28 protein-coding genes are annotated in these 26,307 nt (G+C 34.6%); 22 read left to right on the top strand and 6 right to left on the bottom strand.

The genetic code is table 11. From position 1 onward, the window contains the following. The first annotated feature begins 221 nt into the window (after positions 1-221). The 10 genes from ACZ11_RS11360 to ACZ11_RS11320 all read left to right on the top strand — a co-directional run bounded on the left by ACZ11_RS11360 (position 222) and on the right by ACZ11_RS11320 (position 7,041). Complete coding sequence (locus ACZ11_RS11360) at positions 222-1,154, top strand: stalk domain-containing protein (protein WP_082172756.1); 933 nt, start codon at positions 222-224, stop codon at positions 1,152-1,154. Positions 1,155-1,381: 227 nt separating this feature from the next. Beyond that, positions 1,382-1,930 carry a cysteine hydrolase family protein gene (locus ACZ11_RS11355; RefSeq protein WP_049666133.1) on the top strand — a complete coding sequence of 183 codons (549 nt, stop codon included), beginning with the start codon at positions 1,382-1,384 and terminating at the stop codon, positions 1,928-1,930. Then, positions 1,930-2,475: a GNAT family N-acetyltransferase gene (locus ACZ11_RS11350; RefSeq protein WP_049666131.1), complete on the top strand. Its 546-nt coding sequence runs from the start codon at positions 1,930-1,932 to the stop codon at positions 2,473-2,475. The genes ACZ11_RS11355 and ACZ11_RS11350 overlap by 1 nt, the downstream gene beginning before the upstream one ends. Before the next feature lie 340 nt (positions 2,476-2,815). Then, positions 2,816-3,079, top strand: a complete 264-nt coding sequence (locus ACZ11_RS11345) for a hypothetical protein (RefSeq protein WP_049666130.1) — start codon at positions 2,816-2,818, stop codon at positions 3,077-3,079. Between the two features lie 156 nt (positions 3,080-3,235). Continuing rightward, on the top strand, positions 3,236-3,535 hold the full coding sequence (locus tag ACZ11_RS27550) for a TIGR04104 family putative zinc finger protein (RefSeq protein ID WP_082172755.1): 300 nt from the start codon (positions 3,236-3,238) through the stop codon (positions 3,533-3,535). 219 nt (positions 3,536-3,754) lie between these two features. Further along, positions 3,755-4,168: a DUF3997 domain-containing protein gene (locus tag ACZ11_RS11340; RefSeq protein ID WP_049666128.1), complete on the top strand. Its 414-nt coding sequence runs from the start codon at positions 3,755-3,757 to the stop codon at positions 4,166-4,168. A 132-nt stretch (positions 4,169-4,300) separates the two neighbouring features. Further along, the gene (locus ACZ11_RS11335; protein ID WP_049667167.1) at positions 4,301-4,534 is read left to right on the top strand and encodes a hypothetical protein; all 234 of its coding nucleotides are present in this window, start codon (positions 4,301-4,303) and stop codon (positions 4,532-4,534) included. 94 nt (positions 4,535-4,628) lie between these two features. Next, on the top strand, positions 4,629-5,096 hold the full coding sequence (locus ACZ11_RS11330) for a DUF2691 family protein (protein WP_049666127.1): 468 nt from the start codon (positions 4,629-4,631) through the stop codon (positions 5,094-5,096). A 275-nt stretch (positions 5,097-5,371) separates the two neighbouring features. Further along, positions 5,372-6,334 carry a helix-turn-helix transcriptional regulator gene (locus ACZ11_RS11325; RefSeq protein WP_049666125.1) on the top strand — a complete coding sequence of 321 codons (963 nt, stop codon included), beginning with the start codon at positions 5,372-5,374 and terminating at the stop codon, positions 6,332-6,334. A gap of 74 nt (positions 6,335-6,408) precedes the next feature. Continuing rightward, positions 6,409-7,041: a type 1 glutamine amidotransferase family protein gene (locus tag ACZ11_RS11320; RefSeq protein WP_049666124.1), complete on the top strand. Its 633-nt coding sequence runs from the start codon at positions 6,409-6,411 to the stop codon at positions 7,039-7,041. A gap of 416 nt (positions 7,042-7,457) precedes the next feature. Here ACZ11_RS11320 and ACZ11_RS11315 read toward each other — a convergent pair whose 3' ends face one another. Continuing rightward, entirely contained in the window at positions 7,458-8,669 is a 1,212-nt protein-coding gene (locus ACZ11_RS11315) for an IS110 family RNA-guided transposase (protein ID WP_049664684.1), read from the bottom strand. Between the two features lie 417 nt (positions 8,670-9,086). Here ACZ11_RS11315 and ACZ11_RS26595 point away from each other — a divergent pair, with 417 nt between their 5' ends. Continuing rightward, complete coding sequence (locus ACZ11_RS26595; RefSeq protein WP_049666123.1) at positions 9,087-9,503, top strand: hypothetical protein; 417 nt, start codon at positions 9,087-9,089, stop codon at positions 9,501-9,503. A gap of 416 nt (positions 9,504-9,919) precedes the next feature. Next, a complete protein-coding gene (locus tag ACZ11_RS11305; protein ID WP_049666121.1) occupies positions 9,920-10,444 on the top strand; it encodes a GNAT family N-acetyltransferase in 525 nt (174 codons plus the stop codon). A gap of 725 nt (positions 10,445-11,169) precedes the next feature. Here the strand turns inward: ACZ11_RS11305 and ACZ11_RS11300 are convergent. Together ACZ11_RS11300 and ACZ11_RS11295 are read right to left on the bottom strand one after the other, a co-directional pair. Next, entirely contained in the window at positions 11,170-11,598 is a 429-nt protein-coding gene (locus tag ACZ11_RS11300) for a HEAT repeat domain-containing protein (RefSeq protein WP_049666120.1), read from the bottom strand. Between the two features lie 547 nt (positions 11,599-12,145). Then, positions 12,146-12,598, bottom strand: coding sequence for an Lrp/AsnC family transcriptional regulator (locus ACZ11_RS11295; protein ID WP_049666119.1), 453 nt, complete (start codon positions 12,596-12,598; stop codon positions 12,146-12,148). Positions 12,599-12,751: 153 nt separating this feature from the next. Here ACZ11_RS11295 and ACZ11_RS11290 point away from each other — a divergent pair, with 153 nt between their 5' ends. The 9 genes from ACZ11_RS11290 (at position 12,752) to ACZ11_RS11245 (ending at position 21,237) form a co-directional block, all read left to right on the top strand. After that, complete coding sequence (locus ACZ11_RS11290; protein ID WP_049666117.1) at positions 12,752-13,216, top strand: VOC family protein; 465 nt, start codon at positions 12,752-12,754, stop codon at positions 13,214-13,216. 264 nt (positions 13,217-13,480) lie between these two features. After that, positions 13,481-13,786, top strand: coding sequence for a hypothetical protein (locus ACZ11_RS11285; protein WP_134008590.1), 306 nt, complete (start codon positions 13,481-13,483; stop codon positions 13,784-13,786). Positions 13,787-13,799: 13 nt separating this feature from the next. Further along, entirely contained in the window at positions 13,800-15,314 is a 1,515-nt protein-coding gene (locus ACZ11_RS11280; RefSeq protein ID WP_049666115.1) for an aldehyde dehydrogenase family protein, read from the top strand. Between the two features lie 33 nt (positions 15,315-15,347). After that, entirely contained in the window at positions 15,348-16,157 is an 810-nt protein-coding gene (locus tag ACZ11_RS11275; RefSeq protein WP_049666114.1) for a helix-turn-helix domain-containing protein, read from the top strand. A 936-nt stretch (positions 16,158-17,093) separates the two neighbouring features. Further along, positions 17,094-17,672, top strand: a complete 579-nt coding sequence (lepB, locus tag ACZ11_RS11265) for a signal peptidase I (protein ID WP_049666111.1) — start codon at positions 17,094-17,096, stop codon at positions 17,670-17,672. A gap of 330 nt (positions 17,673-18,002) precedes the next feature. Then, complete coding sequence (locus ACZ11_RS11260) at positions 18,003-18,548, top strand: GNAT family N-acetyltransferase (protein WP_236690840.1); 546 nt, start codon at positions 18,003-18,005, stop codon at positions 18,546-18,548. A gap of 290 nt (positions 18,549-18,838) precedes the next feature. Continuing rightward, complete coding sequence (locus tag ACZ11_RS11255; RefSeq protein WP_049666109.1) at positions 18,839-19,630, top strand: SDR family NAD(P)-dependent oxidoreductase; 792 nt, start codon at positions 18,839-18,841, stop codon at positions 19,628-19,630. A gap of 292 nt (positions 19,631-19,922) precedes the next feature. Further along, positions 19,923-20,516, top strand: a complete 594-nt coding sequence (locus tag ACZ11_RS11250) for a hypothetical protein (RefSeq protein WP_049666107.1) — start codon at positions 19,923-19,925, stop codon at positions 20,514-20,516. Positions 20,517-20,703: 187 nt separating this feature from the next. Beyond that, the gene (locus ACZ11_RS11245) at positions 20,704-21,237 is read left to right on the top strand and encodes a hypothetical protein (protein ID WP_049666106.1); all 534 of its coding nucleotides are present in this window, start codon (positions 20,704-20,706) and stop codon (positions 21,235-21,237) included. A gap of 313 nt (positions 21,238-21,550) precedes the next feature. Here ACZ11_RS11245 and ACZ11_RS11240 read toward each other — a convergent pair whose 3' ends face one another. Further along, the gene (locus tag ACZ11_RS11240) at positions 21,551-22,144 is read right to left on the bottom strand and encodes a YdeI/OmpD-associated family protein (protein ID WP_049666105.1); all 594 of its coding nucleotides are present in this window, start codon (positions 22,142-22,144) and stop codon (positions 21,551-21,553) included. 307 nt (positions 22,145-22,451) lie between these two features. Here ACZ11_RS11240 and ACZ11_RS11235 point away from each other — a divergent pair, with 307 nt between their 5' ends. Next, positions 22,452-23,219: a CsxC family protein gene (locus ACZ11_RS11235; RefSeq protein WP_049666103.1), complete on the top strand. Its 768-nt coding sequence runs from the start codon at positions 22,452-22,454 to the stop codon at positions 23,217-23,219. A gap of 310 nt (positions 23,220-23,529) precedes the next feature. Here the strand turns inward: ACZ11_RS11235 and fumC are convergent, their stop codons facing one another. Next, a complete protein-coding gene (gene fumC, locus ACZ11_RS11230; RefSeq protein ID WP_049666102.1) occupies positions 23,530-24,921 on the bottom strand; it encodes a class II fumarate hydratase in 1,392 nt (463 codons plus the stop codon). A gap of 496 nt (positions 24,922-25,417) precedes the next feature. Beyond that, positions 25,418-25,633, bottom strand: a complete 216-nt coding sequence (locus ACZ11_RS11225) for a hypothetical protein (RefSeq protein ID WP_049666100.1) — start codon at positions 25,631-25,633, stop codon at positions 25,418-25,420. Positions 25,634-26,307: the final 674 nt, after the last annotated feature.

The raw sequence follows: 26,307 nt of genomic DNA, 5'->3' as shown, positions 1-26,307 counted from the left end.
AATAGCTACGCGAAGAAGAGAGATACCCGCGGAAGATGAATGAATACCCCCGAACCGAATAAAATACTCATCCAAATAGTATAAGTGAAAGCCGTGATTCTTCATCGTAAAAGAATCACGGCTTTTTTTAGCGGAATGAAAAAATGTTGGCAATGCTGTAACCTTTTTCTTTTATATCCGACTACTACTTTGAATTCGTGAAATGAAGGAGATGCTTTTTTATGAAAATGACGAAAGTCGTACCATTTGCCATGTCAGCATTATTAATCGGGGGCGCTGTAGTTGCTCCAACTGCATCAGCAAACGAAGGAGAAGCGGTTGTGACGAACGCTACTGATAATAATGAGCAAAATCCACAAGTTCAACCTATTTTTATTAAAATAACTGGAACAATTGAGAATGTTGAAAAACGTGAGGATTCAACATATTACACTGTTAAAGAGGACGAAAACACAAATGTTTTTGTCGTAAATGACGATACACTAGTTTTCGATAATACCGGTAAAGAAGTTAAACTACAAAAAGGTGATAAAGTAACGGCATACACATATGCTAATAAGCCAATGCTTATGATTTATCCACCACAATATAACCCAGAGGTAATTATTGTTGAAACAAAAGAAATGGGAACTGTAGAAGTAGACTTTTTCAATAAAGAATTAGTGAATACTGATAATACGTTAAAATTGAATGTTGGTAAAGAAACGGAAATACTTAGCTTATCTGGTAAAAAAGTGAAGACTGAGGATTTAGCAGAACAACATTTACTAGTGTTCTATACAATTGCAACAATGAGTATCCCAGCACAAACACCACCTTCTAAAGTTGTCGTTTTAGATACAATTGCACAAGAGCCTGGTGAAACGGATCCGTCTAAAGCTGCTGTACAAGAGATTATTAACAATGACTTTTATGAGGTTGAAGGTACTAAAATGGTACCCCTACGTTTAATTGCCGAAGAGTTAGGCTTTAAAGTAGAATCAACAGGAAAAGGCGCTATTATCTCTAAAGGCGCATTATCTTATACAATTACACGTGGTCAAAAAGAATATGGCTATAATAAAGCACTTCGTTATTTTAAAGTAGCACCAGCTTTATTAGAACCAACAAAAACATATGTACCGGTTGAATTTGTTGAAGAATTAATGAAATAAAATGTTGTTTACCCCCTTCATGGATTATGGAGGGGGCTTTATCTTTACTCAGTAGATGTTTTAGAAAGCGAAAGGGGAACGCTAGTTTACAAAAAAATGAGTCGAAATTAGCGTAATGCACAACGAAATTGGCATAAGATCATTCATTTCCTATAATTCACTTTAAATGGAAAATGAATTTTTGTACAATAAGAGAATTAAAGTCAGATTCTTAAAGGAGAAATAGAATGAAGCAAGCTCTAATTATAGTGGATATACAGGAAGCCTTCTTTTTGGATAGTGAAAACTACTTATTTGATTATGAAAAAGTATTAGAAAACATTAATATGTTAATAACTTGGGCACGGCACAGCGAAGTTCCGATTGTTTTTATCCAGCATACGGATTCAAATCAAGACGACGATTTTGCGTTCGGCAAGCCAGGCTGGGATCTATATCACGGGCTTTTACGACAACCAGAGGATAAAGTAATTCAAAAAACAACGTGGGATGCATTTTATCAAACGGAGTTGGCTCAATACTTACAGGAACAACAAATTGAGCAGCTTATTTTCGCTGGTGCTCAAACAGAGTTTTGTCTTGATACGACCATCCGAAATGCCTATAGCCGTGGATACCATCATAATATGTTAGTTGAAGGTGCACATACCACACTAGATAGTCACGTTTTAAATGCACTGCAAATTATAAAGCACCACGAGTCCGTTTGGAACAATCGATTCGTGAAAATTCAGCCACTTTCTTTTTTAATACGAAGTAAAGAGGGGGTTCAATAATGCTTGTAAACAGCCAAGAATTTTATGTAAATGAACTTTATTATACAATTAGATCCGCCAATATAGAAGATGCCCAAGCATTATCAGATTTAAGGTTACAGCTTGATGGTGAAACGGAAAACTTCGATAGAGAACAAGGGGAAGGCTTTATCGATACGAAAGAATTCGAAGAGATCATTAAGAAAGACACAGAAAGTCCAAGGAATTTGTGTTTAGTGGCAGTGGTCGATAATCGAATCATCGGATTTTCTAGATGTGCGGGGTCTCCATTAAAAAGAATTGCTCACAAAGTAGAATTCGGTGTTGGTGTATTAAAGGAGTTTTGGCGCTTTGGAATAGGCAAAAGTTTCTTAAAAGCATCGGTAGAGTGGGCTGATGCAAATGATATTAAAAAAATGGCTTTGAATGTTATAGAGACAAATGACAAAGCGATTTTGCTCTATAAAAAGCTTGGCTTTGAAGTTGAAGGCGTCTTAAAAAATGATAAACTCCTTTCAGATGGCAACTATTATAATACGATTGTCATGGGAAGAATTAAGGCATAATTTTAAAATAAACCCAGCTAAGCAAATAGGTGCTTAGCTGTTTTTTTTACAACAAAACAACTTGCTTCTCGAATTGGCTTCGAAAAAATCACCTGGACATACGATTCTTTGCAAACAAGTAATGCATATTTGAATTTAACGAAATTACATTGAGTTTGTGATACGTTTATTGAGAATTGCTATGGCAGGACGGAAGATATTTTAAATGGTAGTCTCCCATCTGATCGTTTCCAAAAAGATTGATGGATTAATAGTGATTATGTAAATCAATGCTTTGAGAAGGTTTTATATATACTATAGACTGGAATTCATAGAGTATTTAGGAAGGTGGTGTTGTTAATTGGAAAACAAAGAAATAATACTTAATATCTTAAATGAAATCAAAAATGGAAATATACCTGTTCATACAGATTACAATTTAAATTTAGACATGTGGGCAGATCTTATTGAGTATATGCATGATAGAACATATATTGCTGATGTTACTATTTATTGGTTTGGGGATGATGATACATATTACGATGAAAGAGTTCACTCTGTTGACCTATCTAAAGCCAGACTTACAACTTTTGGAGAAAAATTTTTAACTAAAGAAGTGAATTAATTATACAAATTTAATCCAAATAACATAGGCAGCTCTTTTTTTCTTTATTGAACTAACGATGCAGTTTAGTTGAAGTGAATTGGATATTAAAACCAATTCGGACAAGAGAATTGATAAGATAGTTGTAATGATTCTTACATAGGAGGAGATGAATATATGAGTTTACAGAAATGTGATAAATGTAATACTCAATTTAAATGGAGTAAAATCATAAAATCTATTTTTTTAGCATACAGACCTATTCAATGCAATCAATGTGGTACTGAGCATAGGATAATATTCTTTTCAAGGATTATATTGTCTTTGTTATCTGTTCTACCATTGTGTTTATTTGGATCAATCATATCAACTCAATTATCGTTATCCATTTCTTATACTGTTTCGATAATGATTTTATATTGTGTTTTTTTAGTTTTATTATTTCCTTTTTTCGCTAATTACAACTCGGAATACTGAATATATTTATGGTGAAATAAGGTTTAACACTTGTTAAGCTAGCGGGTGCGTTAATTATTGATTATTGAGTTGCATAGGCAGCTCTTTTTTCTTTATTGAACTAACGGAGCATTTAGTTAAATAAGGAGTATAGTTCGAGGTGGAAATGAAACCCAATGTCTAATATGTCGTTACATATTTGAGAGGGGTGTGATTCTGATAAAAAAAGTGATATTAATATTGCTATGTTTATTTTTAACTGGCTGTGCTGGGATGGCTGATTATACAATCGATTTAGAAAATGGATATCGAATTGACCGACTATCAGCTCATCAAATCGCAATCTATGGAGATAAGCCTGTACAATCTGATGATGAAACAATTGTAAATTATTTATATGTTCCAGCTAAAGTGACAGATGTTTGGTGGAACAAAGATTATATAGTTACCAAACAATTAGTATTAGTGGTTGATGAAAAAGGTTATGAAAAGCCACCTGAAAAGCTTTCTAATAAAGAAATTTCATATTGGATTATTGATGTAAATAATCATCAAGTTTTTGGTCCATTTGATGAAAAAGAGTTAGAAGCTGAAACAGATAATTTGGGATTAACAAAAAAAATATCCCTAACATCAATTGAAAAATTGAAGTAGATTAATCGTTTGAAGGCGTCAGTCTTAGATGTTTTAACCCTTTTTTGTTGAACTTATTGTGCTAACGGAGCAGGTTAGTTGAAGAAGAAATACTATACTATTCACATTATTACCAGGAAAGATGGTGGGCTAATGGAACAAGTTCTAAAAGAAATGTTGTCTCCGAGTAATCAATATAAAGTTCAAATTATTAAACGTAAGGATGGTCTTTTTACCACAGAATTATATAGGTGGCAGGAAGACTGCGGATATGAGTATTGGAGTCCTATTAAAAATGGATTGTCTTTGATTGAGACAGAGGAAGGTGCAGTAACACTGGCCATTGAACATTTAAGAGAATATTCTGGGGAAATTATCAAACCTTAATTACTTCACTAGCAGGAGTGATTGTTCAATTAGAGCGATTGCTTTTTATGCTATCGAGGCAGGTTAATTCAATAAAATAAAGCCAGGAGAAAAAATGAAACGAGGAATCAGTTTTGAAATTCCCAATGAATACGGAAGGTTTCTTTGGGAGGTATTAACACCCTTTGAAATTACTAAATTCATTTGGCTAAGTGGAGGCGAGGAATCATATTTAGTCGAGGATGATGAATTAGGAAAACTACTATTCACAGATGAGGTAAACTGGATAGAAGGCTTAACCCTTAAAGAACTTTTAGAAGATAATAGATATTATCTCATTTTTGTGGACTTAAAAGCCTACTCAAAAGAGAATAATCCATCATTAATTGAAACGTATAGGGATTTTTTTAATAGTGATTGTGAACTCGTATTATTAGTTGTGGATTCAGTTTATGTCACGATTTATTGTAAGGACAGTGAAAAACTTGAAAGATTATATGATAATGCAAAGATAAAAGGGTTTGGAAATCTCCAATACATTACTGATAAAAATGATACAAGAACAAAGCTATCAGTTTGGTAACAGATGATTTATACCTATACCTTCTTATTCCACAAACGGGGTGCTTTACTTGAAGATCATTGAGTTGCTTTCTTATTGAACTAACGGCGCAGTTGATGGGTTATACTAAAAATCAGAAATAGATTGTTAAGAATTATACTTAAACTAACAAGACAGGATAATCTAATTCAAGGAAATAAGTTAAATTTAAATGATAAACTAAAGTTTACTTATTACTAATTAAGAAAAATAAACTTATATGAAAGATAATAAATTCTATATAGAGGTGGATTTATATGCCTAAAATTGACAATATACTAGCAATTCTATGGATGCTTAATTCAAGTGAAAAAATTACTGCAAAACAAATTTCAGAAAGGTTAGAAATGAATATAAGGACTGTGTATCGTTATATTGATACACTTTCAACAAGTGGAGTACCTATAGTTTCAGAAACAGGCCATAATGGTGGATACACTTTATTAAACAATTTTATTGAAGCTCCTCTTTTTTTTGATTTTGAGGAGCAAGCCTCACTATTTCACGCTGCTGTTTTTGCAGAAGAAGCCGGATATTATGGAGGTGAAGCACTAAATAGGGCTATATTAAAGCTAAGCAGATATTCAAATCAAGAACAGGAAACAAAGATAAACCAACGTTTAACCAGTCTTGAAGTAATAAGTCGATTAAGTTCCATCTCTATGGAGCCTTCCTTGAAGGAAGTGGAGCAGGCCGTAGCTGACGGATACTCTGTAAAAATTCTATACCTTAAAAGTGGCGAAGAACAATCAACATTTAGATTGGTTGATCCGTACAGAATTATTTATTGGAATAATAAGTGGTATGTGATTGGATTTTGTCATCTTAGGAATGATATCCGTAGCTTTAGAGTAGATCGAATTGAAAGCTTAATGCTAACTGAAAATAAGTTTAACCGACCAGAAAATTTTTCAGCACGTGACTTTTTTATGGACAATCTCCTTCCAACTATAGAAGGTAAGGAAGGGATTATCCCTTTGGTTATTAATGGGAATACAAGGGCGTTGGATGATATTTGCCAACATTGGTTTTTAGGACATTATTTACAAGAACGGACTTCAAATCAAGCAGTTTTTCTTCTTGAAAAAGATATGATACATACATATGTACCTTATTTACTTTTACCGTACAATAAATCTATTAAAGTTATTGAGCCAATAAGTCTTAAGAAAAGACTTATTGAAGTTCTGTCGGAATTAATAAAATTTCATCAAGTATGATAACTTCCCTGACGTTAACTGTCAGGGAAGTTATATTATAATAGCTATATCAATTGTGATTGGAGTGTTATTGGATGCAAACAAAAAAAGTTTTTCTATATGTATTTAATACAATGTCGGACTGGGAATATGGATATTTAATTGCTGAACTAAACTCAGGAAGATATTTCAAAAAAGATTTAGCACCTTTAAAAGTAATTACAGTAGGAGCTAATAAAGAAATGATTACTACTATGGGAGGCCTGAGCATAAAACCAGATATTTCTCTTGATGAATGTACTCTTGAGAGTAATGATCTTTTAATTTTACCAGGAGGGACTACTTGGAGAGAAGATATTCATCAACCTATCTTAAAAAGAATTGGAGAAGCTTTAAAGCTTGGTACTATTGTTGCTGCAATTTGTGGTGCAACTGAGGCCCTTGCGAATATGGGATACTTAGATTCTAGAAAACACACAAGCAATGACTTAGAGTATATTAAAATGGTCTGTCCAAATTATAAAGGAGAAAAATTTTATGAGATGAGATCTGCGGTATCTGGTGAGAATTTGATTACTGCATCAGGAGTAGCACCCCTAGAATTTACGATGGAAGTACTGAAAAAATTAGATGTATTTGCACCCGACACATTACATTCATGGTATAACCTAAATAAGACTCATAAACCTGAATACTTCTTCCAGTTAATGAATTCAATAAATAGCTGAACTAAAAAATCAACTTAGCAGTTTTATATTAGTTCAAATAAAAATCATGCTTTAGACAATGTCAAAGTATGGTTTTTGTATATAACTTAAATATGTTTATGGAAGTAAAAAATTTACAAAGCACTCCTGAAGTTGTTATAAATAGAATTGGTAACTAAATCTCTTTTTAATCTTATTGAACAACGGTGTGCTTTTTTCTTTGGCAATAATGTTGGAACGATCTTCAACTATCAGGTGCGTTAATTAAAGATCATTGAGTTGCATAGGCAGCTCTTTTCTTACGATTAGTCAAGTATCTATAATAACTTTCTTAACTCTCTGATATTATTTTGATAAATTGGGCCATGCCGAATAAGCCTAGTGATTTTTCGATTTTTCATAAGTCTTTAGTATGTTAAACTGATGCTACGACTGTACTAGGGAGCCAACCTGTAGTCGTAGTTTTGATTATGTGTGACAAGAAAGAAGATCGTTTTCAATAACTTGTTTACACATGCGATGGAGGCAACCTTATGACATTTGTTATAGGGTTGCGTTTTTAATTTATCGTAGTACTCAACGATGTGATTTCCACCAAATCGTCGCTGTCTAATCATGTTCTGAACGGTTAGATACATTATTTTACGTAGGTGTTTATTGCCGCGTTTATTAATCTTGTCTTTAGCTATAAACTTCCCGGATTGATACCGCCTAATATCAATACCTGTATAGGCATTCAACTGTCTGTTGTTGTCAAACCTCTGAATGTTCCCAATTTCTGCTATGATTCTGACAGCTGAGTTAGCTCCAATAGCCGGAATACTACGTATTATGCTATACTCTTCAAGCCTTTCGGCTATCGACTCCATTTTACTGATACATTGTTCTTTCTGAAGGAGAAGCTCTTGAAACCGTTTAGCATATACACGAACTTGATCACAAACCACATCTGTTGAAGACGCGGCGGGGTAAGATTGCTTTGCGGCCTCTATTAATTCAACAGCTTTTTCTTCTGCTTTGTTTACTGCCATTCGTTTATTTGTGTTTGCGAGTATTCGATTTTTAATGATTGTTTTTGAATGATTCAAGACTAGATCTGGATGAGGGTATAATTGTACTACGTTTAGGAACAGTTCAGACTTGGTCGTGAAAATATTCTCGAGTTCAGGAAATGTTTCCTGGACGACCTTATGCAATCGACTGCGGGTGACGCTCAATTCATCATCCAATTCGCTGTAGTGTCTCGATAATCGTTTTAACTGACGGTAAACATCATTGGAATCTGTTTCAATCCGTCTTTCGTGCGTAAAGTGTGTGAGTGCCAATTGATGTGCATCACTTCGGTCCGTTTTGTGAATCCGTAAGGAATCACATTGGAGTTTTGCTTCCAAGGGATTTAATAGGCAATAACTATAGTTGTTCTCTTGCATGAAACGTTCCAATGTTCTTGAATAGACTCCTGTAGATTCAAATACGATATGAGGTTGCTCATCATATCCTTCAATTAAGTCATCAATTAACTTTTTAAGGTCCATAAATCCCGGACGATTGTGCGCAATTTCCTTTTCCAACTGACATTTTTTCAGCGCGTTATAGACAACCATATAACTCTTTCCCATACTAATATCAAAGGCGATGACATGTTTCATGTTCTCCCTCCCTATGTGTTTTGAAGTCTTCACATTAGCCTTATTGATTCCCATTTCTTATACACGATCTCAAAGGATCCAACATACTTAAACCTGATTCAAATAAGGTTGTGAAGTAGGTCAGTTTTTTTTACGGATTCAAGATCCAAAGAGCTGCCCGACCTATTCTTCACCTCTACTATATAAAAAAATAGTAGTACGAACCAATGCCTTGGTCTGCACTACTAATCTTAGTATGTTTTTTCTTTATTGAACTCCCATGAAAGAACTTAATCATCTTTCATATTCTGTGGTGTAGCTCTGGTTTTGCGCTACATGGATGGCAAACGAGGCAGGTTACTTGAAGAAGGAAGAGTGCCCTCTTTTGTGGAAATAAAGGAGTAGGCAAGAAGGAATTATAAGAAGAGAGTGTTGTAAATGGGTTTTGAGGAGAAAATCGTCAAACTTCTGTGGGAAGAAGGCAAGTTTACAGAAGAACTGCTGGAAATATGCGAAGAAGCACCAGATGACGAGGATTTTGTATTGTTAAAGATGAAACTAACCGATGAGGTTATCAGTTTTAAAAGTGAAAACTGCTTTGAGGCATTAGAACAACTTCGACATTACCTTGAACAAAAGAACATCCAAATCCAGTGTAATGGTGCAGCATTGAATGTTTATCCGTCTCCAATGGCGCTTTCAATGGGAATTGGACGGTTAGCCTACAAGCTGCATTTGGGAAGGCAAGCCAAAATGGAGGATTTGGTTGATATATTTAATTGTGATGAAGATTTAAAGTTTGTCACTATCAATGAACAATTGAATCACTACGAAGATTGGTTAAAGAGTTTGTGAAAAACTGTACTTAAAGTAACAGAGTGCTTTACTTGAAAAACATTGAGTTGCATATGCAGCTCTTTTTTTCTTTATTGAACTCCCATGAAAGAACTAAATCATCTTTCATATTCTGTGGTGTAGCACTGGTTTTGCGCTACATGGATGGCTAACGGGGTAGGTTAGTTCAATAAAGGGAGCCAGACTTGTGAAGATTTACAACGTTAAGGAATGAATTGTTCCAAACGACGCTTTGGGTACATTTTCATTATTCAACAATCGAGCCATTTTACGGAACAAGGTTTAGAATTCACAGGGGAAAAAGAGTTAGCATAGGTAAATATTTATATACCTCGTTTTAATAATTATGGAAATTATAGTTATGATGTTTTAGACTAGGTGTGGAAGTAGCTTGTCTTAGGAGAGGAGATAAAAAGATGATTGAATTACGAAAAATAGACGGGAATAACATAGATGAAGTAATAGCACTTGATGTTGAAGAAAACCAGAAAGAATTTATATTAGAAACTACTAACCTTAGATGCTTCGCAGACGCTCATATGTTGAACACAGATGGTATACCAGCTTCTCCATTAGCTATTTATGCGAATAATACGATGGTTGGATTTTTGATGTATATTTATGATACGACGGATCATGAATCATTTCAAAATGAAGTTTATTACGGGAAGAAGACCTATTTCATTTGGCATTTTATGATTGATAAGATTTATCAGGGGAAAGGATATGCCAAGCTTGCCTTTGAAAAAATGTTGGCGGATATTGAAAATATCCCATATGGGGAAGCGCAATATGTAGATCTCTTTTATCATAAAAGTAATGTCATAGCTAAAGAATTATACGCTTCATTTGGTTTTGTAGAAACAGGCATCATTCAGGATAATTCGGTGCATGCGATTAGAAATCTAGATGGGAAAATAACAGAAGACGTAGTAGAATAGGATCTCTCAGAAAGAAATGTAAGCTATCACGGCTTGACCTATAATAAACACAAATATCCAGAAGAAACACTGATTTTGTTAGCTCTGTTCTAGCAAAAATATAATATTTATACCTCAATCAGGCACGATTGTTTAAGAAACGTTTTTATTTTATTAAAATCAAAATTACTTTAGTTTATTAAAGATTTATAAAGTATACAAAATAAACCTAATAAACGTTCCAAAATGAAAGTTTTGGGACGAAATAAAACACTTAAAACGTTGTCATACCAATGTATTAAGTGTTTTTCTGTATTTCATTCATATACACCTTTTTATGCACTATCGTTTGACCTTAGATTCAACAAAGCTTTCAATGCTGTTCAAAAGAAATTGCACTGGGTCATATTTTGAATAAAATTTTACGTATACAGCGGATTCCTTAAAGTTATAAATCAACCTTTTCTTATAACATAGCCTTATTTTTATTGAACTCCCATGAAAGAACTAAATCATCTTTCATTTTCTGTGGTGTAGTGTTGATTTTAAGCGACATGGATGGCTAACGGGGTAGGTTAGTTTAATAAGGTGTTTGTTTTATCATTAAACAATAAAGATAGATGATCAAGAAAAGAAGTAATACAATTTAATATTAGTTTCGATGAACCGCAGCGTAAGATAAGAAAAAGCCATTCGCTCCACAAGCGGAGAGAATGACTTTCCTTCATAAATCGCAAAACTACTGATTATAGTTTTGCCCAACGTTCCTCTAACCAGTTCATAAATTCTACACCTTTGTCGCCTTCATACGCATCAAAGACATCTAAACGCATACGTTTTAGTTTATCCGCAAAGTCTGCCACTGTATGGTCCTTCGGCAAGCTCTTTTTCACCCGCAGGAAAATTTTGTCTGTGCCTTTGATAATATCAAAACGTGCAGGTGATGGCTTCTCTACGTCCTCACCAAACGCCGTGAGTGCTTCATAGGCTGCTAATTGCACCTTGTTGACAGTATCATGCTGCATACGATTTTTTAATAAATCTATGATTTTGTCATGGTGATAAGCCGATAACATTTCGACTGCGTCTAAACGCTCTCGCCAGCTAGACGTATAATTGGCCTGTTTTTTTAATGTTTCATACTGTTCAGGTAATGCTGTTTCAAACTGTTTCAAGTAATTGCACCTCTTTTTTTAACTAGAGGAAAAATGAATTCTTCTTCTGCTTCTCTTATTATACGTTGTCTGAGTGAAAATAGCTATGAATCGCTGGTAAGGATATATATAGAAAATGGAAACTAACTATATTAAGGTGAACCGTATCATAAGTATGTACTATTCTTTATTAGATTTGCTTTTCTTATTGAACTAACGGTGCAGGTAAGTTGAAGATGGAGTAGAAGGTTACTTTAAACAGAGATACCAAAGTGAAACTATAAATTTCATAACTATATTGAGTGAATATCTGAAAGAAAATGTTCAGTAAGGTGGGGGCATTCTGATGTAAGAAATTAATAAAGGGTCACCAGGCTGCGAGGGCGACCATCTATCACATCATAATAATAGTAAGGTAAAGCTAATTTAGCCTTACACCTCCTATTCTTTTTACTAAGGGTCACTCCATCTCAAGTGGCCCTTTTTTAATGGTTTTATCGCACAAAAATATATTTTTTAATGCATATAGCTACTAACGGAGCAGTTTAGCATAAGTAGGATTCTTTTGTTATTTTGAGAATGGTGCTTGTAGTAGAATCCGATTCTCAATCAGGTTTTTCAAGCTGATAAGGGACTTGGATGGTCCGAACTTTATAATAGAATCTTGAAATTGACCAATATCCTCTATGGAAGCAGTCTGAATCTTGATCATGTAATTGTATTCACCACTAATTCGAAACATATCAGTTACAACGGGATTTCGTTCGCAAAAATCCACCAGTGCTTGACATTGCTCTGTTTTAATAAGAAAGAATGCCGTGGTCCCTCGGCCTAGCGCCTGATGGCGAAAGGTTGCCGTATAACCCGAGATGATGTCTTTCTCCTCAAGCCTTTTTATTCGTTCCCTTACCGAGGGCTGGGACATGGACACATCTTTACTTATTTGTGAAATGGAGATACGTGCATTCTGCTGAAGAAGACCCAAGATGTGGTAATCAGTTTCATCCATCCAATGTTCCATATATAATTCCTCCTAATGCATTTTCGAAAATGAATAAAATTAATTGATTTTCGTTATTTTTGGAAAGTGTAATGCGATAATTTCCTTTTTTATTGTATGTATTTCCTTACAACACTATTCTATACTAAATTCATCAGAAAGGGGAAATGATATTTGAATATCAAAGGTCTTGCTCATATTGCAATTCAGGCAAAAGATTATCCGGCAACAATCCGGTTTTACATTGAAGCATTGGGATTTAAGCGTGGACATCATTGGAGCCTTCCTTCGTTTCAAATCAAGGAAGCTTCGATGCTGATCTCTCCCGACGGCCGAACATGTCTCGAGGTTTTTGATGACGATGCTGTAATTCCAGCACAAGGGAAGAAAGCGCGGACGGAAGAGGAAGTTGCTTACGGAGCTATGCTTCACCTAGCGTTTTATGTGGAAGATGTCGACAAAGCGTTTCAAACGGCACTTGCCCATGGGGCAAAACCTTATGTGGAAGCAGACAATCTAACTCTCGGAGAGCCTCCTCTTGTTATCAGAAACGCTCTAGTCCATAGTCCTAATGGAGAGGTTATAGAATTTATTCAGGATGTGGATTTTGATATAGAGTCCCATAGTTCAGTGAAGTAGTTCAATAAGCTAGTGGCAATCTAAGACTTTTTCCTATCCTAGACTGCCACTGTGTTCTTCTTGAACTAACGTGTGCTTTTGTTAAAGAAGGATTTACTAAAGACCAAGTTAATCTACAAAATGTGTAGAATTAACTTGGTTTTTATGTATTAATAGCAACAATCTATACGAAAACAGCCTTACTAAATACCTTTCAAACCTTTCTATTTAGCATCAATTATTATTTCTATTGCATTAGGCTATTTACTGTCAACAGGTTTACCAATGCACCTATTCATGGAAAGTGCAGGATCTAGTTTTATGGGAGCAATGATGGGCGCGATGCTAACTTTAATGACCACACAATATTTAACGTTTAGCATTATCTTTTTTACAATGGTGTTTATTGTAAGTGCTATCATTTCTATCGGTGTATGGAATCGTGAGATGTTTCCTATCTTTATAAAAGCCATTCCAAAGCATATTTACATTGTGGCTGGTTTAATGATTTGTGTACTAGTAGTAAGTAGTTTTGAGATTCAAAATGAGGTACCTGCAAAAGAGGAACAACGTCATAATCATCATCATTAAAGGGGTCGATAATATGATAAATGTTAAACCGAATATTGAAGAATATGGCATTCAATTCAAAAAGAAATATGACAATTTTATTGGTGGTGAATGGGTAGCACCTGTAAATGGAGAGTATTTCGATAATATTTCGCCTATCACGAAAGAAGTATTTACACGTGTAGCTCGGTCAACAAAAGAAGATGTAGAGCTAGCATTAGATGCCGCTCATGAAGCCCAAAAAACTTGGGGGAAAACACCTGTAGCAGAACGGGCACGTATCTTACTAGCGATTACTGATCGTATGGAAGAAAACCTTGAAAAAATTGCAAGGGTAGAAACTTGGGATAATGGGAAAGCGATTCGTGAAACTATGTATGCTGATATTCCATTGGCAATTGATAATTTCCGCTATTTTGCAAGTGCCATTCGCGCACAACAAGGGCAAGTGACACCTTTTGATGAGGATACAGTAGCTTATCATTACCAAGAACCTATTGGTGTAGTTGGCCAAATCATTCCTTGGAACTTTCCTATTTTAATGGCAGCTTGGAAGTTGGCGCCAGCACTTGCTGCAGGAAATAGTGTTGTATTAAAATTAGCAGAACAAACGCCGGTATCATTCTTATTCGTAGTTGAACTTATTCAAGAACTATTACCAAAAGGTGTATTAAACGTCATTAATGGTTTTGGTATAGAGGCAGGGAAAGAGTTAGCTTCAAGCCCACGTATTGCCAAAGTGGCCTTTACTGGTTCTACAGCTGTCGGCAAACTGATTATGAAATATGCATCTGAGAATCTAATTCCTGTTACACTAGAGTTAGGTGGCAAATCTCCTAATATCTTCTTTGAAGATGTCATGGATGCTGATGACGGCTATCTAGATAAGGCGATTGAAGGATTAGTTATGTTTGCTTTAAATCAAGATGAAGTTTGCACTTGTCCATCTAGAGCCTTAATCCATGAGTCTATTTATGATCGTTTCATGGAAAAAGCCATTGAACGAGTAATGCAAATTAAAGTTGGTGATCCATTCGAACTTGAAACAATGATGGGTGCACAGGCTTCAGAAGAACAACATAAAAAAATTCTTTCTTATTTTGAAATTGCCAAACAAGATGGTGCAGAATGTTTAATCGGTGGTGCCGAAAATCACCTTGATAATTTAGATGGTTATTTTATTAAACCAACTATTTTTAAAGGCGATAACAAAATGCGTATTTTCCAAGAAGAAATTTTCGGTCCTGTATTGGCAGTGACTACGTTTAAAACTTTCGAGGAAGCGATTGAAATTGCAAATGATACTATGTATGGATTAGGGGCAGCTGTATGGTCACGCAATACAAACGTTACCTATAAAGCAAGTCGAGAGATCCAAGCAGGACGTGTTTGGATTAATACGTATCACCAATACCCTGCTGGTGCAGCATTTGGCGGCTACAAAAAGTCAGGCATCGGTCGAGAAAATCATTTAAAAGCTTTAGAATCGTATCAATCAACTAAATGTGTCTTAGCTAGTTACAATGAACAGGCGCAAGGATTCTTTTAATTTTACCTAAGAGTGAAGTGAGGGGGCGGCTTATTGAGTAGCTATTATCCAATCCAACCTGAATTGGTCCAAAAAACGTATTATAGAGAAATGACTCCAAACAGTAATTTAAACCAGGATATACTATTATATTATGAGTTTGAACCAATAAGCATTAATAGTGATATTCATGTCATTCCTGATGCTTGTCAAGATTTAATGTTTTACATGGGCAAGGATCAAAAGGTTGTCTTAGGTAATACCCCGACTACACGTGGAATTTATTCATTTACCCCAAAAGGTAAATATTTTGGTGTTCGACTAAATCCAAAGCAAACAATTATTCAATACAATTGCGCATTAAAACAAATTGTTCAACAACCGTTTGTTAATGTTGAATTAGGCTGCACATTAGACTCTAAATTTATACAAGCTGTTTTTGAAGCAGGAGATTTCGAACAAAGAGTGCAGAATTGTAATGAGTATTTTTGTTCTCAAAAAAAGGAAAAAAGCTTGGGTGATGAAATATTCGCTACTTGTTTTGATTCTATTATTGAAAATAATGGGCTGTTCTTACCAGATGTAATTCAGCATAAAACAGGTTATTCTGAGCGATATATCCGAGAAATTTTCTACAAAAAAACAGGTTTTGGACCAAAAAAACTAAGTAAATTCATACGTATTCAACTCTTACTTCAACATTTTTCTTTTGAAGAGACACCTGTAAACATTGACCAATATGGTTACTATGATCCTTCACATTATTACAAAGAATTTAAAAGCTTACTTGTAATAACACCTGCTGAATATATAAAAGAATTTTTAGGTAGGAAAAATATAAAACGAAAGTATCTATCTTATTAGCCCCTCAAAGCTTTCACTCTTTCTTATGAACAACATACTAATTTTAGTATGTTTTTTATTTATTCTTGAACAGTATAATTTCTTCCAGAAAAAAACATATCAGTTAATTCGCTACCCTAACTTTACGGAAAAATTGTATTAGCTATAAAAATTCTTATAATTGATTCAGTTGCAACAGATGCTCTCAGACTTAAAAGTAATCCTTTTGATTGGATAATTGTTTTGTAGGAAAGTACAAAAAAGAGACGTATCCTTTTCATCTTATTAGCGATTGGTATAGGAGGATATGTAAATTTGTTATACCCTGATATTCCAGTGACTGTTCCTGCATCTGTAATTTTTATGATAGTTCATTTTAAGAGTATGCAACTATGGAAATGGTTCTATGTTTTGTGGCTGTTGGATTATCAGCTCCAAAACAACCCCCATATTTGGGGAACAAAACAAATAACATTACATAGTATAGAAACATGAAATATTTATCTTCATTCATTCAAACACCTACTGAATGAAGATAAAGCCTCCGGCGGATGTCATGGATTTTGAAAGGAATGAATTGTGCCGGCACAATTCAAAACCCAGACTCAATTACGCCAAGGCGAAATTGATAAAAAAAGGATGATGTATTATTTCTATAATAAGAACTGGTACCCTTCCTAACGGAGAAATACATGACGGCTGGGAAGATGTTGATGTTGTTTGGGACATTGATCGCTGGGAGAATGACGGAGGAAGAAGTCTTGGAACGAGTCCCAGGACTTGAAAAGGCTGCCTATAATAAATGGAGAGGGAGACAAACTTGTCTCCCTTTAAAAATGTTCTTTATGTAAATAGAAATGCCCTTTATGTTGGATTATTATAGGATTACGAACATAAAATTGAAACTATTTTCCTTTTTTTTCGTATTAAATAAGAGAAACACTGGGAGGTGAAATTTTGGAAGAAAAAGTACAAGGAAAACAAAAAAATGAGTTAGTTGAATGGATAAAGGCAATTGCATTCGCCTTATTGGTGGCGTTTGTCATCAAACAGTTTTTATTTACCCCTGTCCTCGTAAAAGGTGCTTCGATGATGCCGACTCTTGAAGACCAAGATCGTGTTATTATTAACAAAATCGGTCCGAAATTTAAGTCGGTTGATCGATTTGACATTGTTGTTGTTAAAATGAATGAAGAAGAAAATTATATTAAACGTATCATTGGTCTACCAGGGGATAAAATTGAGTATAAGGATGATCAATTATACATAAACGGAGAGAAGTACAGTGAACCTTATTTAGACCAATACAAAAAGGAATTAAAAGATTCTGGGTCACTCACTTATGATTTTACGTTAGAACAAATTTTAGGTGAAACTACCGTACCTGAAGGGAATTACTTTGTATTAGGTGATAATCGTCGGGTTAGTAAAGATAGTAGGGTTCCTGAGGTAGGGTTCATCCCTAAAGAAAAAATAATGGGTACAACAAGTATCATCTGTTGGCCGTTCGAGCATATTGACTTAAGTTTTAACTAAAGTACAAACTTTGGATTTAATTAATAAAAAAGCAAAGCAGGGGAGATTCAAAAACTTAATTGTGTAACCTGGGGAAGATATAGAATACTACTAGGGAGCCCTTAAGTTTATGTTATCGTTCACCACTTGAGAGAGCATTTGATGTTAAATTCAAATGCTTTTTATAATTTTATTCGGTATGGCGATGTCTCTATTATTGTACTGATAAATAAAGGCTGTTTTCGTAAAGATTGCTGCTCTTCAACTCCCATGAAAGAACTAAATCATCTTTCATATTCTGTGGTGTAGCACTGGTTTTGCGCTACATGGATGGCTAACGGGGCAGGATAGTTGAAGGAAGAATTGAATATTAATAATAGTGATTTATTGAAGAATAAGGAAGTGGAAATAACAATGAACTACATAATAAGATTAGCGAATGAAAACGACTTATCAGATTTATGTGATATTAGAAATAATAAAGATTTATTCACGAATTATTTAAAGCAATTTGCAAAAAGGGAAGTATATTTGGCAATCGCTGAACAAGACTCACTTATATTGGGTTTTGGAGTTCTTAAATTAAAAGGCTCTTTGCTTCCTAAATTAAGTGACCTATATGTAAAAGAGGATTATCGGGGCAATGGTATAGGTTCAGATTTGATTCGGTATAGAGAATATATTGCAAAGAGTTTAGGCCATTTTGAGATATTTGTGAGTGTTGACCCAATAGAAAATCCCAGAATGATAAAGTTAATTAGCAAACACGGTTACGAACCTATCTCCGACCCATATTTAAAAAAAGCCATATTTTATAATGATGATGGTACGACCTATAATAAAGCCTACATAAGAATTGATTTAAAGAAGTTGTTGAACTCCCATGAAAGAATTTAATAATCTTTCATTTTCTGTGGTGTGGCGCTGGTTTTTGCGCTACATGGATGGCTAACGGGGCAAAATAGTTGAAGAAGGATTTATTTATTCTTAGGAGAACTTATATATTTATTGGGAAAATTAGTAAAGGTGGTTTTCAATTTGAAAAAGATATTAATACTTTATGAGTTTCTCGTTACTGTTAGCATCTTGTAATAATGATAACAGTGGTACCGTCTTTAAAGGAGAAGGAGATAAATGGAGTGGGGAATTTTTGAACTATGTTGAGTATTTACTCAGGAGGTGTTATATTGGATGATTTTATAAAAAAATATGGTCCATGGGCAGTTATAACTGGTGCTACATCAGGGACGGGATATCAATTTGCTCACTTATTAGCAGAAAAGGGAGTTCATTTAGTATTAGTTGCACGTGACGAGAGGACTCTTTTACAAACCAAAGAAATGATCAGGAATCAATATCATGTTCAAGTCAAAACAATTGCGACGGATTTATCAACTTCAGATTCTATTTCTGAAATTAAAAAAGTGACTCGACCATTAGAGGTAGGGTTATTGATCAACAATGCCGGTTATAGCATTACTGGGGAATTTCATTGTGAAGATTGGGAGAATCAAAGTAAACTGCTTGAAACCATATTAAAAACCCCTATGGCACTTACACATTTTTTTGTTAATGAGATGGTTAAACGTGGTCGGGGTGGAGTCATTTTAGTTTCTTCTGCAGTTGCTTATACCTCTGTGCCATTATGGAGTGTTTACTCAGCAGGTAAAGCAGCACTGTTAAACTTTGGGGAAACTATATCGCAAGAGTTAAAAAAGTACAATGTTGATGTTTTAACCGTATGTCCCGGAGCAATGAATACTAAATTTCAAGAACGTTCAGGAATTAATACACCCGGCCTTATGGAACCCGAAAAAGTCGCTATTTTGACTCTTAGTTCTCTTGGAGTTAAGACTTCCTTATTACCAGGAATGACGAATAGTATTATTTTTCAAGGGTTAGTACGATTTTTACCAAAGTGTATAAGGTTACCACTAATTGAAAGTCTTATGAAGAAATTCCAAAGGCAAAGTAAGTAGTTTACGGTTACAAATAGATTCGTTAATTCCCATAGATTTTTTATCAGTTAAGTGAATAATATGCAAGTGATTATATTGCTTTTATTATTTGCAAAAAAAAGCGTTAGATTACTTCAACTCCCATGAAAGAACTTAACCATCTTTCATATTCTGTGGTGTAGCTCTGGTTTTGCGCTACATGGATGGCTAACGGGGGCTTAACTTGAAGATCATAGAGTTGCATATGCAGCTCTATTTTCTTTATTAAACAAAGCGAAGTTAGAAGTTAGAAGTAAGGAGTTGAAGTAAGCGAGTGAGAAATGAAAAGGACATTCAAAAGCAGTTTTATAAAGTTTATATAGGGCTAATTAGCGTTTCGGAATTCGAGGAGTGGCTTTATAATACACCAGAAATTGAAAAGGTTTATGGTGATGACTTTTACTTCAACCTACTTGATTTGAACTATAGAAGTAGGCACATTAAAAATGAACTAGAGAAAGTTATTGAAATTAAGATTCCATTTGGTGAGTTTGAACAAATGCGGATTGTTTCACTATTAGAAAATATAATTTATGAAAAAGGTGATTTAGTAGAGGTTTTAGAGCAGATATACGACGATTATTGCAGTGGATATTCGTTTCTTCGATATTTAGGGCTTAATTATGTTACTGGAATTGATAATCTTCCTAAATTACATCAAAAAGAAAAATGGGATAAAAACGAATTTGATGGTAAGAGAGAAATATTAAAAAATATTAAACCAAAGATGATTAATGAAGCAAGGAGATTGTTATCATTCTTTCAGAATGGACTGTTAAGAATAACTGTTGAAAATGAATATAACGATTATCGTACAGAAGAAGAAAAGATAGAACTAAATAATATTGAAAAAATGTTTAATGACTAAATTGTTGTTGTGCTAACGGAGCAGGTTAATTGAAGAAGAGGAAGGGGTTTTTACTGAATTAATATAGTTAATTTGATAAAAACTGGAACTTTTTTATTGTTTCTCCTTATGGATTTAATATACAATATATAGGCGTATATTTTACTCTATTAGAATTTATTGTAAGTGAAATTGTGGGGGTGGCTAATTGAATTTTATTACTTGGTCAATTATTGCAGCAGAGATTGGGTTTTGGATTGTTATAATACTCGGTCTAACTTTACGTTATGTTTATAACTATAAAAAAATGGGATCGTTCTTTTTATTTCTAACACCAGTGATTGATTTGTTTCTGTTAATCGTAACTGCTATGGATCTATTAAAGGGTGGAAATGCAACTACGTCTCACGCAATTGCTGCTATCTATTTAGGTGTGTCAATTGCTTTTGGAAAGAGTATCGTTCGTTGGGCTGATGAAAGGTTCTTATACTACATAAAAAAAGAGGGAACAAAACCTGCAAAAAAGACTGGTTTCGCATTTGCTCGTAATTCTTTGAAAGGGTCTTTTCAGCATTTATTTGCATATGTCATCGGAGCAGGATTTTTATTAATATTGATATACCTAGTAAATGATGCGGAGCGTAGTTCTAAACTTTTTGAAACACTAAAAGTATGGTCTATAGTACTGGGAATTGATTTTATCATATCTATTTCATATTTCATTTGGCCCCGAGGAAAATAGTTATTTTACATAGAAGTAAATAAAATGTTTTTAAAAGAATGAATTTTTTTCTTCAACTCCCATGAAAGAACTAAATCATCTTTCATATTCTGTGGTGTAGCTCTGGTTTTGCGCTACATGGATGGCTAACGGGGTGCTTTAGTTAAATATTCAATTTACGAAATATCAAACATAAATACAGAGTTGATTCTACACATTTTGTAGATTAACTCTTTTTTTATGCTTTAACAGCAACAATCTTTTAGAAAACAGCCTAAATAAAAAAGGACTGGGGTACTATCCCCAATCCTACTTGTATTTCTCACGGTAATTTTTAATCATTTAATCCTTTACCGTCAAGTATTTGCTGCGTGTATTTTTCAATTCTTGACACTCGAGTTTTAGATTGTTTAGGTTGAGAAAAATGTAGAATATATGCTCTTTGTCGTCCTGGCGTCAATTCTTCAAAAGCGGTTTTCAAGGTAGGCATTTCATCGAATTTATTGTGCAGTTCTTCAGGAATTATGTATTCCTTATGCTCTTTCATAGGCACTTCTAAACCAGCATTTTCTACTTCAATGGCTTCACGAATATACTCTTTTATGATAGTTTCCATTCCAACTATTTCTTGAACGCTGGTGAAACGAATTTGGCGCGCCGCCTGTACATTTTCTGTTTGTTGAATTAGAATCCCATGGGCATCTTTTAACAAGGCACCTTTGTGAAACAGAAGTGCACAATAATCTTTAAATCCATGTATTAAAACTATGTTTTTTTTCTCAAGCGTGTAACAAGGATGCATCCATTTAAATTCTTCAGTCAGTTCACAATCAAGAACGATATTTCTCAACACCGAATATTCTTCCTGCCACTTTTTAGCTTTACTTAAAAATTCAGCTACCTTCGGATTCGTTTTACTACTTGTCATTAAGGAACACCCCTTTACCATTATTTAATTACCTGAAATTAATTTTTCATCTAATCGATTTATAATAAAACATTAATTAGTGTTATGTCTAGCTAAATCTAAAAAGGTAACTAAACAATTAAAACCGGGTGATCAAAAGGGTGAATATCTAGCATTTTGATGTTCCTTCTTATCTTTTAGTTCAAAAATTCCTTTTTAAAAATCAGAAAAAAACTAGTATACACGTCCATACATAGATTTAAACGCTACATATTCTAGCAATATAGAGAGCATTCTCTAATGCTAAAAATGAAAGGAGGGAAATTTTTTGAGTGGTCAATTTGAAAGTCAAAATTTACCTTGTCCAGTAACATCAACTGAACAAATACCATTCAATAGTGAGGCTACTTCACTAGTCACTACACCGGTTACAGCTCCAACTATCAAAGTTCCAGTTGTACTTGCAGAACCAACAATTCAAATTGTTATTGAGTCGGATATTACACTTAATCCTGCAGCAACTGAAATCAAAAGAGTGAAGAAAAATGTATTCCTAAATCAAGTTAAACTAGTACCGGTTAGCTTTGCACGTATTGCCAACACGGACTTTTTTAGGGTAACAAGGGCTAAATTATTTGTAGCAGGACATATTCGTAAAAATATTGAATATGCTGCAGCAGCATGTAATGCGGGACTTCAAGATAGAATTGCCGATGTTCCGTTTTCAGGTTTTACAGATCTAACTTTCCCACAAACACCAGGAGGCCCTACTCCAATCTTAGGAATTTCTGAGTTTGCCGAAGCGAACTTCCTTAATGAAAGAACTCAAATGGATGCTAGATTAGATAAGGTTTTCTTCCAAAATCTAGTTAAATACAATGAACAACCATTTGGCGAGTTAGTCGCTGCAAACTTCTTTGAACTTGATTTTTCACCGGTTATGGTAGCACCAGAAGCTGCTTTCAGCACTTTACGTGAAAAAATCGTGCTTGATTTAACTGTAAAAGTGCTGCAAGTTCAACAAGTACGCCTTGGAACTGGCACTAGTGTAGTAACTCCTAATCTTTTAGGACTTACTCCTCCTACTAGTTTATAATCTCTAGTTTAGAGGACAGTGCACTAATGAAAATCTAATATTTAAGTTGGCAGTTGAAAGTTCGGTTGAATCCGATTTTTAACTGCCTTTTTGCAATTTAATAACCAAGATGTATTAGTGCACTTGCTACGGCAGGTGTTTTTTGTGGAAGGCAAAATAAAAAGGACTGGGGCATTACTCCCAATCCTACTTACCCAATCCTATAAACATGCCTATCAAAGTGTTATTAATAAGCCCTATTTTAGCTCCACTAGGACCCCAAAACATGCAGTAATATACATCAACTTGTTAAGTACATATTACATTCCTGTCACTTTACATTTGGATAAATCATCGTCGCAGGGTCCACATATTCATCGAACTGTTCTTCTGTTAGTAAACCTGTTGCAATCGTTGCTTCTTTTAATGTTGTGCCTTCTTTATGGGCTTTCTTCGCAATTTTTGCCGCATTTTCATAACCGATATAAGGGTTTAGTGCAGTTACAAGCATCAATGAATTTTGTAAATTATGGTCAAGCACTTCTTTATTTGGCTCGATACCGACAGCACAATTATCATTAAATGATTTCATTGTGTCTGCTAGTAGGCGAGTTGATTGTATGAAGTTATAGATAATTACTGGTTTGAAGACATTTAACTCAAAGTTACCTTGGGAAGCGGCAAAGGCAATTGTTGCATCATTGCCGACGACTTGTGTAACGACCATCGTCATCGCTTCACTTTGCGTTGGATTTACTTTACCCGGCATAATGGATGAGCCTGGTTCGTTTTCTGGGATCGTAATTTCTCCGATACCTGAACGAGGACCACTCGCTAACCAACGAACATCATTGGCAATTTTCATCAAGTCAGCTGCAAGAGCTTTTAATGCGCCATGTGCGACAACAGCTTCATCATGACTCGTCAGTGCATGGAATTTATTTGCTGCAGAAGTAAAATGTTTTCCTGTTAATTCACTAATTTCTGCTGCTACACGCTCACCAAATTCGGGATGTGCGTTAATGCCCGTACCAACTGCTGTTCCACCAATCGCTAGTTCCTTCATATATTCAATATTTTGGATAATCATTTGGTCAGATTTAGCAAGCATTGCTACCCAGCCACTAATCTCTTGACCTAAAGTTAAAGGTGTAGCGTCTTGTAAATGTGTACGACCAATTTTAATAATATCTTTAAATTTCTCTGCTTTGTCATCGAGTGTTGCTTTTAGTAAGCGTAGTCGAGGCAGTAAATAATCTTCAACTTTTAACACTGCAGCAATATGCAAAGCCGTTGGGAAGGTATCATTTGAGCTTTGAGATTTATTGACATCATCGTTTGGGTGTATGCGTTCACCTTCGCCAGCATTTTGTAAAAGTTGGTTTGCACGGTGCGCAATTACCTCATTGACGTTCATATTTGACTGTGTACCACTACCAGTTTGCCAAACTACAAGAGGGAATTGATCGTCCCATTGACCCTTTAAAATTTCATCAGCTGCTTGCACAATCGCATTTGTTTTTATATCTGATAATTTACCTAATTTATTATTGGCGATTGCAGCACTTTTCTTTAATATGGCCATTGCTTGAATTAGCTCAATAGGCATTTGTTCTGTTCCGATTTGGAAATTCTCTTTACTGCGCTGCGTTTGAGCACCCCAAATTTTATCTGAAGGTACTTTAATTTCACCCATAGTGTCCTTTTCAATTCGATAATCCATGTAAAACAGCTCCTTTATTTATGTAAATCTCTCAAATGATCATTTATGCCTTGGCATAATTGCGTCTGGATTTGGTTTAGGGTTGCAGCTCGAAAGGGAAGCGGCAGCAACAGGATGCAATGATTTTTGGCTAACATCCTTTGTTAACTCCTTTCCAAATCCGTGACATCCGCCGGAGGCTTTCAGCGGGGTCCAAACATCCGCTGATTAAAGTTAAAAAACGGATATTCTTAGTCTGATGTAAGAATATCCGTTTGATACATGCTTATTTCAAAAAAATAGGGGGGATTCTGAACTAAGCATTTTTTGGAGTAAAGAAATAATCTATTGATAATGATAATTGTTATCAATTAAAAAGTCAAATACTTTTCTTTAAGAGATTATTTTCGTTGAGAATAATTCGCAATGGATTTTTCTCTCAGAGTTCGATACCCGTTTTTTTAAAAGTTAAAACGCTACCATTAAATGATAGCGTCGCTAGGTAAATAGGGAAGAGCTACCTCTTTTTCTTACCAATTTCTTTTAATGGTTGTTTTTTAGGCACTTTTTCAAAGATGATACTTACTTGATAGTTGTTGTCGTCAATTTGGACAATTTGAACAACTTTTGCTTTACGTCCTTTAATTTTAATGTTCTCTTCGACAGTAGGTAAATTTACGAGCAGCTGACTTAAAACGGACGTTTTGTTTTCATAAAAATGAGTTACAAACATAATTCTTCTCCTTATAACTTTTTTATTGAACCTAGAAAAAAGCCCTTCCTTAATTGCTCGTATGTAATTTAAAAGAGACTGGGTTTTTAGAAGGATAATTAGCAGGGGGAAGGTTTTACTCAATGTATGATAAGAACCTATAATATAGAACATTTGTTATATTCCAGGGGAGCATATTTTGGCTAGTTGCTTGACGAAAAAGTTAAAATGAATTCTGATGTATCGAAAATATATTAACAATTATCGGAAGTAGTATTGAATGTAGTTTGCTTTAGAGAGGTGATGGCTGGTGAAAATCATCGCAAATCATTTATGAACTTAGTTTTTATAAGCATGAAAGGCAAATACCGTTATAGTAAAGTGAGCTTTCTAGCTAATCAGAGTAGTACCGCGGATAACTTTGTCTCTATATTTAATTGAGATGTAGTTTTTTTTAGTTGGGAAATGAGAGACGCACGAATATCTGATTGCTCAAAAAAGAATGATTTGCTTCATCGACAAAAATTTTCGGTCTGTTTGTGTTTATAAAAACAAGTAGGGGGAAATGTAAGGAGATTACAAAAAAACAGGCAACTACAGTAGGGTTAGTAGCACTTGTATTATCAGCATTTTTAACATCCATGAGCCAGGTTTTCTATGCAAAGAAGGTGCAAGAAGTACCGACATTTTTATTT

It is taken from the genome of Lysinibacillus xylanilyticus (genome assembly GCF_001183605.1).
Lineage (GTDB): Bacteria > Bacillota > Bacilli > Bacillales_A > Planococcaceae > Lysinibacillus > Lysinibacillus xylanilyticus.
This window is presented reverse-complemented; position numbering and strand designations above follow the sequence as displayed.

Bases quoted from the DNA above. Each gene is read 5' to 3' on its own strand.
- ACZ11_RS11335 (WP_049667167.1), top strand. From the start codon at position 4,301: ATGGAACAAGTTCTAAAAGAAATGTTGTCTCCGAGTAATCAATATAAA.
- ACZ11_RS11350 (WP_049666131.1), top strand. From the start codon at position 1,930: ATGCTTGTAAACAGCCAAGAATTTTATGTAAATGAACTTTATTATACA.
- ACZ11_RS11355 (WP_049666133.1), top strand. From the start codon at position 1,382: ATGAAGCAAGCTCTAATTATAGTGGATATACAGGAAGCCTTCTTTTTG.
- ACZ11_RS11240 (WP_049666105.1), bottom strand. From the start codon at position 22,144: ATGACAAGTAGTAAAACGAATCCGAAGGTAGCTGAATTTTTAAGTAAA.
- ACZ11_RS26595 (WP_049666123.1), top strand. From the start codon at position 9,087: ATGGGTTTTGAGGAGAAAATCGTCAAACTTCTGTGGGAAGAAGGCAAG.
- fumC (WP_049666102.1), bottom strand. From the start codon at position 24,921: ATGGATTATCGAATTGAAAAGGACACTATGGGTGAAATTAAAGTACCT.
- ACZ11_RS27550 (WP_082172755.1), top strand. From the start codon at position 3,236: ATGAGTTTACAGAAATGTGATAAATGTAATACTCAATTTAAATGGAGT.
- ACZ11_RS11330 (WP_049666127.1), top strand. From the start codon at position 4,629: ATGAAACGAGGAATCAGTTTTGAAATTCCCAATGAATACGGAAGGTTT.
- ACZ11_RS11285 (WP_134008590.1), top strand. From the start codon at position 13,481: ATGCACCTATTCATGGAAAGTGCAGGATCTAGTTTTATGGGAGCAATG.
- ACZ11_RS11295 (WP_049666119.1), bottom strand. From the start codon at position 12,598: ATGGAACATTGGATGGATGAAACTGATTACCACATCTTGGGTCTTCTT.
- ACZ11_RS11320 (WP_049666124.1), top strand. From the start codon at position 6,409: ATGCAAACAAAAAAAGTTTTTCTATATGTATTTAATACAATGTCGGAC.
- ACZ11_RS11325 (WP_049666125.1), top strand. From the start codon at position 5,372: ATGCCTAAAATTGACAATATACTAGCAATTCTATGGATGCTTAATTCA.
- ACZ11_RS11360 (WP_082172756.1), top strand. From the start codon at position 222: ATGAAAATGACGAAAGTCGTACCATTTGCCATGTCAGCATTATTAATC.
- ACZ11_RS11315 (WP_049664684.1), bottom strand. From the start codon at position 8,669: ATGAAACATGTCATCGCCTTTGATATTAGTATGGGAAAGAGTTATATG.
- ACZ11_RS11305 (WP_049666121.1), top strand. From the start codon at position 9,920: ATGATTGAATTACGAAAAATAGACGGGAATAACATAGATGAAGTAATA.
- ACZ11_RS11280 (WP_049666115.1), top strand. From the start codon at position 13,800: ATGATAAATGTTAAACCGAATATTGAAGAATATGGCATTCAATTCAAA.
- ACZ11_RS11225 (WP_049666100.1), bottom strand. From the start codon at position 25,633: ATGTTTGTAACTCATTTTTATGAAAACAAAACGTCCGTTTTAAGTCAG.